The following is an 11719-nucleotide window of genomic DNA, read 5'->3' as shown; positions in this document are numbered from 1 at the left end:
TTCGATCGGGACAATGACTTCGTCTACCCCGACCCTGTACAGGGCCTAGAGACGGTGTATCTGCTGCGGGGAATGCTGACCACCTATTTTATTGTTTTTGTTTACTTCGTGGCGCACTGGTTTTGTTTCCACTCGGAGGTCTTCCGGAATATCAAGCAGGCGTTACATCCGCCACAAAGCACCCTGGACTTGTCTTTATGGAAGTGGATTGTCATGTTCGTGGGGCTGATCCTTCTGTGCGTTGTGGCACCGATTGTAACTATCACTGCCATTGGAGGGGAACCCGTTGGAACCCGAGGAGAGGGCATCATTCTGTACCTGGCCAATCACTGGCCGCTGGCGTTACTGATGCAATATTTTTTCTGGTGTAGTGCCTGGATAGTCGTGTGGTCGATGATCAATGCCTTGTCGACGAAGTGTTTGAGGACAAGCGCTTGATATCAAGTGCTTGAAATATTGATAGACCATATGCGCAGGAGAAACAAGGATGGCAACCGACAACTCCAGTGCTGTTACGAATAGCGGTCAGGCTCAGTCTCCAGGCGATTATGAGGCATTCATTGAGAGCGCCGCCGATCTGTCCCAGAACCCTGAAATTCAGAAGGTATTTACCACCAGCGTCGATGCGGCTACTCAAGGGGCCGCCAAAGCCAAGATCAACCAGGCCGCCCGTTTGCTGCCTGACGGATGGATGAGCGGATCACTGGGCCTCGACGACCTCGCGGCGCAGATGGAGGCGGGGCGCCAGGCGATCGCCACCGGAGGAAATGGTGGTTAACAATGAAAAGCAACTGACTGCACAAGCTGAAGCGGTTTTAGGTAGCTCAGGGCAATACGATGTCGTGGCGTTAAGAAGGTGCGGGATGGAGAATATGAAATGACTTCAATGAAAAGTAGACAGATGGGTGTGGTATGGCTTTTTGTCATGTACTTGGCAATGATGTGGTTGTTTTTATGGGATTTTAGCCTGGCGTTCACAGTGTTTTCGATAACCTGGTGTTTGTGCTTTTTTCTCCAAAGATATTTGCCTGAAATGCCCTATCCCACTCTTGATAAAACCACCCTTAATCCGCCGCGTTTCGCTTCGGTTCCTTTTTTTATTTTCTTTTCTGCTCCCGCAATTATTGTTGCAGGGGTGTATCAGGTAGGTCTTTTTTTTGATCATGATTATATGGAGTTGTATTGGCCAATAGAGAGGCTTTTGCCGGAGAATGGTGCCGATTTTTTTCATTACAGAGACTGGCGTGATGCGCAAAGAAAGAGTGGCTATGGGTATGACTCTATTTATCTTTTGATAGATTACTTAGATGTTTGCTTTTTTGCTTTTTTGTTTTTCTTAGCGCACTGGTTCTTAGGTTCGGTGGGTTTTATTAGCCAGGTTGATGAACGTTACGGCCCTCTGGGTAAAAGGTTTTTAGTATTTTTGTTGCGCGGATTTTTTGCATCATTTGTTATGTTTTTTATTGTTTTTTTTTGTGCTTTATTTGGTGGTTGGGATGAGTTCTGATAGTGGTGGGTATAGTGCTAAAGTTTCAGAATTTTATAGTAATAGGATTTTTGTTTTTGGGGTAGTTGTTTTCATGTCATGGGCTTTGTTTCTTGTGGTGTGGGGGGTGGTTAATATTTTTTTATTGTTTTTTTTCCGTTTGATAAGGCCGAGGTCGAAGGCTAAAGACGGTTAATGGTCCGCTTCTGGTCTTTTGATGGTAGTTGATGATTGTGATTTGGTGATGATTAGAGTGTGTTCGAAGGGAATAAAGGAGTAAAATCGCATGAGGGAAGAAAAAAGTGATGTTACAACGTTGCCTACGATTGTAGTATATGCAGATAAAGAGTCTGAGGGGGTAGAGGCCGAGAACGTTTCTGAAGGCTTGGATTCAACCAATAAGTGCAGCACCTGCGGTTTCCAATGCGCCTGAATGTTCACCGAGAAATACCTGGGCGGGTGTCCGATAGCCGAAGCGCTTCCTGGGTCGATTGTTGAGCTTCTCTACCACGCGTCGTAGATCGGCATCGCTTACCCTCTGAAAGTCGGTGCCTTTCGGAAAGTACTGCCGAATTAACCCGTTGGTGTTTTCGTTTGTTCCCCGCTGGCTGGAACGGTAGGGGGCGCAGAAATAGACACTAGCGCTTATGGCCTGGGCCACTTGCCGATGTTCGGCGAATTCCGAGCCGTTATCCAAGGTGATGCTTTTTACGGCACCCCGGCGAGGTTTTAACAATCGAATCATGGCGCTGGCCGTTCTCCATGCCGTTATGTGCGGCAACCTGGCGGCCAGCAGGTAGCCACTACGACGTTCAACTAGCGTCACTAGGCCAGACGCTTTGTGCCCCTTGAGGATCGTATCGCCTTCCCAGTGGCCGATATGCAGACGGTTCTCTACCTCGGTGGGACGATGCTCAATGCCCACACGATTAGGAATCTTGCCGAGCCCGGCTCGTTTAGCCAGATGTCGATGATAACGACGCTGTTGAGGTAGCCGCAGCGCCCGCCAGAGGTGGCCTCCGCGGGCCTTGTCATCGCGAATCAGCGAATAGATCCATTCATGGCTGACTCGGGTGCCATTGACATTGGCCATGAAACCGCTGATCTGCTCAGGGCTCCATTCGTCCCGCAGCTGTCGGGTTATCCAGCGGATCAGGCTGGGCAAGCGCTTGGTCGTCTTCCAAGCAAGTCGACGTCGCCAGTCGCTGGGAGTCTGAGCCTGCTCCGGATCATAACCATGGCAGACAGCGTTGCGACGGATCTCCCGACTGACCGTGCTGCTGTGGATGCCGAGCTCACTGGCGATTTGACGTTGGCTTGCCCCGGTCTCAAGACGGGCAAATATCTGATATCGTTGCTTCTGGGTCAGCTGTCGGTATCGCATGCTCTGCTTCACTTTGGTCGGTAAAGCCGAGAGGGTACCGACGCTGGCCCTCCTGCCTCTACCTCGTGGTCCAAAGTGCTGCGGTTATTCTATGAATCCAAGACATAAACCGGACAATCTAAACTGATGAAAAGCGGACAATCTTCATCGGCGTTGACAGGTATCGCAGGGAAGGCAATCTCATCATCGGCGCCAACAATAGTGATAAGCTCAATGAAGTGCCACGATCATTGGGTAAGATCACCCTCGAAAGCGCCTCGGTTTTCGGGCACTGGCACAAGTGCTCCTGGGGGAATACTCAAGAGCCTTGGACACCGCAGGTGCTGCGCTTATTGCTTGAGTTCAGGCAGCAAAAAATAAAACCGTGCTTGGTGAAGCTGCTGTTCTGAATGCGTTAAAGAAGATGGGAAAAATCATTATAATAGCTCTAAGTGTCACATCCTCCGGAATGCGTATGCCAATAAATAAGGATGCACCTTATGGGAGATTATTTTATGTATGTTAACCCAGGTACATCATGATTTGGAGAGTGTTGGGACAAAAAGGAAACAAAATCTTCTAACAATTCTTGACGTGCAGAATGTTTAGGACGAACAAAAAAGTACCCCATGCCTGAATGAACAGCGTAGGGGAAGGGTATATGTAACCTATGGCTTTCTAGGTCGTTTTTTATCATTGATAAATCGGCGATGCTTATTCCTAGCCCTTGGTATGCGGCAGTTATCCCTTGATCGAGGGTGTCAAATTTCATCCCTTCCTCCACGTTGAAATTGTTTTTATACCCAGTTTTATATAGCCATTTTTTCCAGTCTCGTTTGTCTAGTGACGGGTGAAGAAGAGGAAGGTGGTGGACGGAGGTAAAGCTTTCAGCATGCACATCAAGGAAATCTGGGCTGCAAATGGGGACTAGCCACTCATCAAATAGTTTTGTAGAAACCACATGATCGGGGAAGTCACCGTTACTTAATAATATCGCTCCGTCGAATGGCTCTGAGTGGAAGTCAACTTCGTCGGGTTCCATCCAGTGGCTACTTATCTGTATAGGGTTCCTGCTGGATTTTGTGTTGTAGCTATGTGTTATTGATAGTAGCCACCTCGCTGTAAGTGATGTAGGGGTTTTTATTTTTATTCCCGATGCTTCTCCTAGATTTTTATAACAAGCCTTCTCGATAAGCATGAATGCATCTCTAAGGTCGCTCGATAATTGCTCTCCTCTTTCGGTGAGTGAAAGTATTTTTCCGTTGCGTTGGAATAGCTTACATTCCAAGTGATTTTCGAGATTTTTAACATGGTGACTTACCGCGCTTTGCGACAGGCATAAATGATCAGCTGCTCTTGTAAAAGAGCCTAATCTAGCGGCCATTTCGAATGCTCTAAGGGCGTAGAGAGGTGGTGGTTGCTTCATGTGAGATCTCATGCATGAGTTAAACTAATATCATACCTTAATTTTTTCCTTTTTCCAACCTCTCTGCATTTTGTTATTAATTCATTTATTTTGTGGAGAGGGTGGTTATGAGAAATATAGTGGTTTTTGTTAATCCCGCTAATTCAGACGATTTTTTCGCGAATCTTGAAAGTGGTGAAGGATCAGTTGCAAAAGGTGTTCAGCATACTGACTGGGCTAATTTTCCCCATCTTGGGGTCCTTTCTCTTGCGTCGTATGTGGGTAAATTTGGGTATGAATCTGTCTATTTTGACGGGGTGGCTGTTCCTATTGATGAGCTTTTTGTTTATGTTCGGGAAAATGCAGATAAAATTCTGGCAGTTTGCTTAAGTGCGATAACTGCAAATTTTGATTCCTGTCTTTATGTCGGGGAATTTGCAAAGTCAGTAGATGAAGAAATAAAGACCATTTTTGGCAATGATCATTTTAGTGTCATGCATAAAGAGATAATGAAAAGGTACTGGTCTGTTGATTACGGGGTGGTTGGTAATGAGGTTTATCAAACTTTAAAATGCTTGTTGGATGACATAAGGGATCACGGACATGTCAGCCGTAGGTTACCATCATTGGTGACAAAAGATATTATAAATCCTGCGAATGGGGGAGGTGAAGAAATAAATCACCATATAGATTATTCTCTGATAGATAAAGTGTTTGATCATGCTGATGTTTACAAGAAGAACTTTCAAGCGCGATTAACCGGTAGGATTCATGATTTAACCCAGCGTTTTGTGACGTCCGGGGTGCCTGTAGAAATCGCCAGAGGTTGTATAAAATTCAAGGGAGATGATGCATGTTCATTTTGTTCTATCCAGTATGGAGGGATGTGGAGAAATTATCTTCATCATGAGCAGGCCTGGAGTGCAATAAAGGCTGCTCATGATAATGGATATGACTATTTGTATATAACGGCAGATGAGCTCCCGTTAACGTTTGCCCGCCTACTTTTAGATATGGATAAATTTAAGCCCAAATGGTGGTTGGACTTGCCGACCCATAAGCGTCCAATGCTAGTTGGGTATGCTAGGGCTGATGGTATGGAAAAGCGTAATGTAATGGAAGCTATGGCAAGCATTGGCTTCAAGGTTCTGTTTGTTGGAATTGATGCCGGCGCCATAAGGTCACTGCAAGCCCTTAAGAAGCCGCTAAGAAAGAAGAGTGTTATTGCCTCATCTGAAAGTATGTATATGGCAAATATTAGTGCCATAAAGAATGCTCGGAAATTTGGCGTGAAAATTAAGGCAGGATTTGTTCTTGGCCATATAGGAATGAATAAAGAACTGCTTGATGAGAATGTGAGAGAGTATAAGAAAATATTGGAAATGGGCAGGGATGTAATTGTTAGCGCCGACGTGGAGATGCTTTCCCCGGAGCCAGGGTCTAAGGATTATGAATATTTAATAAACCCTGAAGCGGCAAAGCGAGAAGCAAAATCTCTTGGGCTTGAGGTTTCTGAAGACGCGGTGTTGTATGAAGTGGCTTGTTATTATCAGGATAAAGATATATTTGACCGAGACACTGCAATAAATGACTACGTCAGGGCTATGATGCCAGCTTTGTGCAAAGCTGATATAGCTTCTGTAAGAGATGAGATCAGGAGCTATAGTAAAAATCTTGGAATTGTAGTAGGCGATGAGCTATAGCCATGGGAAACTACATGCTTTTTTTCAGCTCTTGCCTGGTATTTGCATTTGTGCCGGGGCCGGCGATGCTCTACACGATCTCAAGAACCGTGGCGGAGGGGGAAGCTGCAGGCTTCAGGGTAGTGGTTGGTGTTTTCTGTGGCTCGCAGGTGCATGTGATAATTGCTGCGACCGGAGTAGCCAGCTTTTTGCTCACCAGTCCAGTGCTGTTTGATTGTTTGCGTTTTGCAGGTGGTGGCTATTTTCTATATCTAGGTTTTCGTAAGCTATATCAATTCTGGGCGCATGAATTTGAAGCTGGCAAGATGGCGTGTGTTCGACCATCTTCTTTTAAGGAGAGCTCTCTTGTAGAGGTGCTGAACCCTAAGAGTTCGCTATTTTATCTCGCATTCATTCCCCAGTTTCTTCCTCAAGAAGCTGACAATCCTGTCCTGATGCTGTTTGTTATTGGAACTCTCGCCAATCTGGTTATGTCGCTAGGAGATGTTCTGATCGTATTGATCTCATCCAAAATAAAAAACCATCTGCTCGGGGGTGATAACTATGAAAAGCATGGGAGGCTTGCTGTTTCAATTGTCTTCTTAGTTCTTGGCTGGGTCGTAATTTTTGGTTGATTCCGGCCTATATATGTTGGCCTCAAGTTGGAATGGATATGGCAATGAAAATCAATACTGAAGAGTAGGCGGTCTCAATGACCAAGTGCAACACGTAACCCATCAGGTACGGTGTTGCCATGACCTACTGCTACCGCCATCTCACTGTTGAAGACCGAGCTGCCATCATGATGATGCGAACGACTCAATCGATCCGAACTATCGCCTGTCATCTGGGCCGTGCCCCGAGTACCGTATCGCGTGAAATCGCTCGCCATACGATTGACTCCATCAAAGGCTACGATGCCAGTCTCGCCGGCTACCGGGTCCGCCTAACGCGTCATCGGCCACGTCAGCGCCCCAAGCTGCATCCCAACGGCGAGTTGTTCGAGGTCGTGGTCCATCTGCTGCGCAAGTACTGGTCACCGCAGCAAATAGCCCGCACACTGAAACGCATGTCTCCCAACGATTCACATCGACAAGTTTCTCATGAGGCCATCTACAACGCGCTCTAGATGCCCCGTGGCAGCCTCAAAAAAGCGCTCATCGCCTGTTTGCGGCAGGGCAACGGCAAGCGTCGGCCACGCAGCCGTGGCTCAGATCGACGCCAGCAGATTCCCGATCTGGTCAGTATCCACATGCGGCCGCCTGAGATCGAAGACCGCTTGATGCCTGGCCACTGGGAGGGCGACCTCATCATTGGCGCCAATAATCGCTCCGCGGTCGGTACATTGGTGGAGCGCACCACGCGGCTGGTGACCCTGGCGAAGGTGGATGGCACCACTGCTACGGCAGCGGCGGTTGGCTTCAGCGACAAACTTAATGAAGTGCCTCGATCCCTGCGTCTGTCCATGACGTACGATCAAGGCAGGGAGATGGTTAAACATGCCGAGATCACCCAAAAGACCGGTACGGCCATCTACTTCGCTGACCCGCATAGCCAATGGCAGCGGGGCTCGAATGAGAACACCAACGGGCTGTTACGGCAGTACCTGCCGAAAGGCACAGATCTTTCTGTCTACAGCCAGGAAGAACTCGACGCGATCACGGACTCACTAAACACGCGGCCGCGCAAGACACTGGACTGGCGCACGCCACTGGAAGTGTACGCCGAGGTGCTCAAGAAATCGGTCGCTGGTCCCGGCACCCTTCAATAGCGTTGCACTTGGAACTTGAGACCGCCAAGGATGGCAACCGATAACTCAAATGCTGTTACGAATAGTGATCAGGCTCAGTCTCCAGGCGATTATACTGCATTCAGAGAGGGTCGCCGAGCTGGCCATGGACTCCGATGTTCAGTGATCGCCTGGTTCAGGCGCTTAAAGACGAAAAATTATCCCGAGGATTAAAACCTTACCGTTGCCGCGTTATTGAGCAGGTGTGATCACCAGAGGCTATCAATAGGCAATCATTCGAGGGAGCGGGGGCATGGCTTAGGGGGCCTCGTCACTCGCCATCTTGATGTGTCCCCTTGCACTGCACGATGACTTCGAGGCCCATGAGATCCAGTACGTCTAGAACTTTCTGGAGCTGTAGCGTCGGTTAACCTCGCTTCAGATCAACGATGAAACGGTTTCCAGTACCGGCCAGCCCGGCCAAATTGATCTGTAGCAATGATTGTTCGGCACGTGCCTGGCGTACGAGTTTGCCAAGGTTTTCACTGTGACGAATGCGGTCGTCAAGCGTTTTGAGTGGGGTGGAGCCGGTCATGTGTCGTGACTTCCAGTATTGCAATTACTGATCGATAATTTATGACGCTACGAGAGGCGTGACGTTTAAATAGTTACCGACCGGTAACTATGAGTGGTTGAAGCTTATCAACCTCTCATGCGCCGGAAGGAAAAAATAGCAAGGCCAGCGAGTGCTCTAGGCCTTCGATCAGGGCTCGTAGCAGATCGTCGCCGGCCACGCTGTAGCTGATGCCGGGGAGTGAGGAAGCCAGTTCCTAGCGGTAGAAGATATCTCACGCCACGAGTACTGGCATATGGTCATCGCACTCAATAGGGCTACCCGGTCATTTGCGCCGCGATAACCCTCGCTTGGTGACAGCCCGCATCCGCGTGCTTGGAGAAGACCGCCAGCGTGTGAGTTCTGGCGGATACCATGTTACTGATCAGCCGCCCGACGATGCTGGGCGAGTGTCGCGATGTCGTCGGGGCCGGTACGACAGCAGCCGCCGATCACTGTGGCGCCGGCAGCAAGCCAGCGCGAGGCGCCTTCAGCCAGGTTAGAGGGTGCCTGAGCGCTTGCACAGCCGGCCAGCCAGCGCTTGGTTTCGGCGTCGTAGTGCTCACCGGAGTTGGGATAGACGATGATCGGCAGGGTGCACTGGGTGCGGATTTCGCCGATCAGCGACTCGATGTGCTCGAGGGCCGTGCAGTTGATACCGATGGCGCAGATGCCGGGGCGGTCACGCAGCGCGCGTGCGCACTCGGCAATCGGGGTGCCATCACTAATGTGCTGGCCGTCGCGGGCGGAGAAGGTGATCCAGGCCTGTGTGCCGGGGCGTTCTGCGACCAGCTCGGCAAGTGCCAGCGCCTCGTCGAGGCTCGGTAGGGTCTCGATGGCCAGCAGGTCCGGTTGCGTTTCGAGCAGGGTGGCGAGCCGGGGGCGATGGAAGTCGGCGAGTGCCGCCCGGTCGAGGCCATAGTCGCCACGGTACTCGCTGCCATCGGCGAGATAGGCGCCATAGGGTCCCACCGAGGCAGCCACCAGCGGATAGGGGATGTGGTCGCTTGCGTGCTTGGCCCAGTGCGCATCGCGGGCTTGCTTCGCCAGCGTCACCGAGCGCCGAATCAGCGCCTCGGCACTGGCCGCATCGAGCCCCAGGCGCATGAAGCCTTCGACGGTGGCCTGGTAGCTGGCGGTGATGGCGATATCGGCGCCTGCTGAAAAGTAGGCCGTATGCACGTCGCGGATGGCCGCCGGGTCATCACGCAGCAGGCGTGCTGACCAGAGGTCACCGCTAAGGTCATGGCCGCGGGTCTGCAGCTCCGTGGCCAGGGCCCCGTCGACGATCAGATAGGGTGCGCGGGCGAGGCCGGCGGCGATAGGGTCTTGGGTCGGCATCGGGAAGCCTCCTCGTCTGGTATAGAGCATCGACAGGAGGCGCATGATAAAGAAAGTGGCAGGATAACATCATGATGAAGTGATGTTTTTTATATACCCCTTGCCGTGCGATCAGCGATAGCCCTCGGCCTGCAGTCGGAAGAGCTGGGCATAGCGGCCGTTCTCGGCCAGCAGGTGCTCGTGGTCGCCGCGCTCGATGATCCGTCCCCGGTCGATGACCAGTATCTGGTCGGCCGCACGTACGGTCGAGAAGCGGTGCGAGATCAGGATGGTCATCTTGTCGCGGCGGTGTTCGCGGAAGCGGGCATAGACTCGGGCCTCGGCGGCGGCGTCCATGGCCGCCGTGGGTTCATCCAGCACCAGGATATCGGCGTCTTCACGCATGTAGGCCCGTGACAGGGCCACCTTCTGCCACTGACCGCCAGACAGCTCCTGGCCGCCTTTGAACCAACGCCCCAACTGGGTTTCGTAGCCTGCCGGCATCTGGGCGATGAAGTCGTCGGCGAGCCCATGCTCGGCGGCATAGCGCCAGCGGGCTTCGTCGGAGAAGGCATCGACATTGCCGACGCCGAGGTTTTCGCCCACCTGCAGCTGATAGCGCACGAAGTCTTGAAAGATCACGCCGATGCGTCGGCGCAGGGCCTGAACGTCCCAGTCTTGAAGCGGGCTGCCGTCGAGCAGGATACGGCCTTCGCTGGGCGGATAGAGGCGCGTCAGCAGCTTGATCAGGGTGGTCTTGCCGGAACCGTTTTCACCGACCAGCGCCAGGCTCTGGCCCGGGCGCAGGTGAAGGCTGATATCGGTGAGCACCGGCGTCTCGGCGCCGGGGTAGGTGAAGCCAACCCGTTCGAAGCGAATGCCGTCGCCGGGATGCTCGCCCTGGGTCAGCGTGCCGGCCGCTTTTTCCACCGGCTGCTCCAGGTATTCATAGAGATTCGAGAGATAGAGGTTGTCCTCGTACATGCCGCTGACGGCGGTGAGGCTCGCCGAGAGCGCCGCCTGGCCCTGCTTGAAGACCATCAGGTACATGGTCATCTGGCCAAGGGTCAGCCGTCCGATCACGGTATCGATCACCACCCAGGCATAGGCGCCGTAGAAGGCCAGAGTGCCCAGCAGGCCGAGCAAAAAGCCCCAGGCGTCGCGGCGAATCGTCAGACGGCGGTCCTCGGCGTAGAGCCCCTTGAAGATGTCCCGGTAGCGCTTGAGGAACAAGGGTTCGAGGCCGAAGAGCTTGACCTCCTTGATGCTGTCTTCGCGAGCCAGCACGGTCTCCAGATACATCTGCATGCGCGTCTGCGGTGAGCGCCAACGAAACAGCCGGAAGGCATCGCCGGAGAACTTCGCCTCGGAGATAAACACCGGCAGGGCACCGATCACCAAGATGGCGATCGCCCAGGGGGAAAACTGCACCAGCAGCACCGCGAAACTGGCAAGCGAGATGCCGTTCTGCAAGAGCCCGAAGGTCTTGTTGACCAGCGCCAGTGGCCGGGTCGAGGCCTCGCGGCGGGCCCTGGTCAGCTTGTCGTAGAACTCCGAGTCCTCGAACTGGGCGAGCGACAGAGTGCCGGCTTTCTCCAGAATCATCACGTTGACCTTCTGGCCAAGCAGCGCCCGCAGCAGCGATTGCTGGGCCGAGAGACCGCGCTGGGCCAGGTCGATCAGGGCAATGATCAGTCCCTCGAGCACCACGTATTTAAGCACCGGCAGGGCGCTGTCGAGCAGTGAGGGCTCGGCCGCTGCCTTGTAGCCATCCATGGCGGCCACGACCGCATCGACGATCAACTGGCCCACATAGGCCGCTACCGCCGGCAGTACGCCGGCGACCAGGGTGCAAAGTGCCAGACCCAGGGTCAGGCCCCTGGAGGTATCCCAGACCAGTGACAGGGCGCGGCGGCTGTAGCGAAACACGCCGATGAAGCTCGAGAAGCGGCCTGGCGTGGGGGAGGGCGGTGGTGACAAGATAGGCTTCCTTGGCGGCAATGGCCCAGTGTATCAGCCGGCGCCTATCAAGCACCCGCTGCCAGTGTCATCGGTGTCGCTTGAATCGCCTGAGCGATCGAGGCCCATGAGTCGAGGCCCATCGGGGCACTTTTCTGACCT

At 52.5% G+C, this 11719-nt stretch carries 10 protein-coding genes and 2 pseudogenes; 7 read left to right on the top strand and 5 right to left on the bottom strand.

Going from position 1 to position 11719, the window contains the following annotated elements; genetic code table 11:
• The 3 genes from HUS66_RS16825 to HUS66_RS16815 form a co-directional block, all read left to right on the top strand.
• On the top strand, positions 1–438 hold a 438-nt coding region (locus HUS66_RS16825), incomplete at its 5' end, for a hypothetical protein (protein WP_175072348.1).
• Between the two features lie 49 nt (positions 439–487).
• Positions 488–778: a hypothetical protein gene (locus tag HUS66_RS16820; RefSeq protein WP_175072347.1), complete on the top strand. Its 291-nt coding sequence runs from the start codon at positions 488–490 to the stop codon at positions 776–778.
• Positions 779–877: 99 nt separating this feature from the next.
• Positions 878–1507 (top strand): hypothetical protein, encoded by a 630-nt coding sequence (locus HUS66_RS16815; protein WP_175072346.1) that lies wholly within the window; start codon positions 878–880, stop codon positions 1505–1507.
• A gap of 370 nt (positions 1508–1877) precedes the next feature.
• Here HUS66_RS16815 and HUS66_RS16810 read toward each other — a convergent pair whose 3' ends face one another.
• Entirely contained in the window at positions 1878–2870 is a 993-nt protein-coding gene (locus HUS66_RS16810) for an IS30 family transposase (protein ID WP_175072345.1), read from the bottom strand.
• Between the two features lie 238 nt (positions 2871–3108).
• Between HUS66_RS16810 and HUS66_RS18160 the strand changes: the two are divergent.
• A pseudogene (locus HUS66_RS18160) lies at positions 3109–3210 on the top strand (IS30 family transposase); the annotation flags it as partial.
• A 147-nt stretch (positions 3211–3357) separates the two neighbouring features.
• On the opposite strand, the gene HUS66_RS16805 reads toward HUS66_RS18160, so the two are convergent.
• Positions 3358–4275 carry a LysR family transcriptional regulator gene (locus HUS66_RS16805; protein WP_175072344.1) on the bottom strand — a complete coding sequence of 306 codons (918 nt, stop codon included), beginning with the start codon at positions 4273–4275 and terminating at the stop codon, positions 3358–3360.
• Positions 4276–4382: 107 nt separating this feature from the next.
• On the opposite strand from HUS66_RS16805, the gene HUS66_RS16800 reads away from it, so the two are divergent.
• The 3 genes and pseudogenes from HUS66_RS16800 (at position 4383) to HUS66_RS16790 (ending at position 7707) form a co-directional block, all read left to right on the top strand.
• Positions 4383–5957, top strand: a complete 1575-nt coding sequence (locus HUS66_RS16800) for a B12-binding domain-containing radical SAM protein (protein ID WP_175072343.1) — start codon at positions 4383–4385, stop codon at positions 5955–5957.
• 2 nt (positions 5958–5959) lie between these two features.
• Positions 5960–6571: a LysE family translocator gene (locus HUS66_RS16795; RefSeq protein ID WP_175072342.1), complete on the top strand. Its 612-nt coding sequence runs from the start codon at positions 5960–5962 to the stop codon at positions 6569–6571.
• A gap of 119 nt (positions 6572–6690) precedes the next feature.
• Positions 6691–7707: pseudogene (locus tag HUS66_RS16790) on the top strand (IS30 family transposase).
• 385 nt (positions 7708–8092) lie between these two features.
• On the opposite strand, the gene HUS66_RS17890 reads toward HUS66_RS16790, so the two are convergent.
• The 3 genes from HUS66_RS17890 to HUS66_RS16775 all read right to left on the bottom strand — a co-directional run bounded on the left by HUS66_RS17890 (position 8093) and on the right by HUS66_RS16775 (position 11578).
• Positions 8093–8260: a hypothetical protein gene (locus tag HUS66_RS17890; RefSeq protein WP_254628889.1), complete on the bottom strand. Its 168-nt coding sequence runs from the start codon at positions 8258–8260 to the stop codon at positions 8093–8095.
• Positions 8261–8656: 396 nt separating this feature from the next.
• On the bottom strand, positions 8657–9619 hold the full coding sequence (mmuM, locus tag HUS66_RS16780) for a homocysteine S-methyltransferase (RefSeq protein ID WP_175072341.1): 963 nt from the start codon (positions 9617–9619) through the stop codon (positions 8657–8659).
• Positions 9620–9730: 111 nt separating this feature from the next.
• On the bottom strand, positions 9731–11578 hold the full coding sequence (locus tag HUS66_RS16775; protein WP_175072340.1) for an ABC transporter ATP-binding protein: 1848 nt from the start codon (positions 11576–11578) through the stop codon (positions 9731–9733).
• Between the last annotated feature and the right edge of the window lie 141 nt (positions 11579–11719).

Origin of the sequence: Onishia taeanensis (genome assembly GCF_013349955.1) — a bacterium.
In the GTDB taxonomy this organism is placed as follows: domain Bacteria; phylum Pseudomonadota; class Gammaproteobacteria; order Pseudomonadales; family Halomonadaceae; genus Onishia; species Onishia taeanensis_B.
This window is presented reverse-complemented; position numbering and strand designations above follow the sequence as displayed.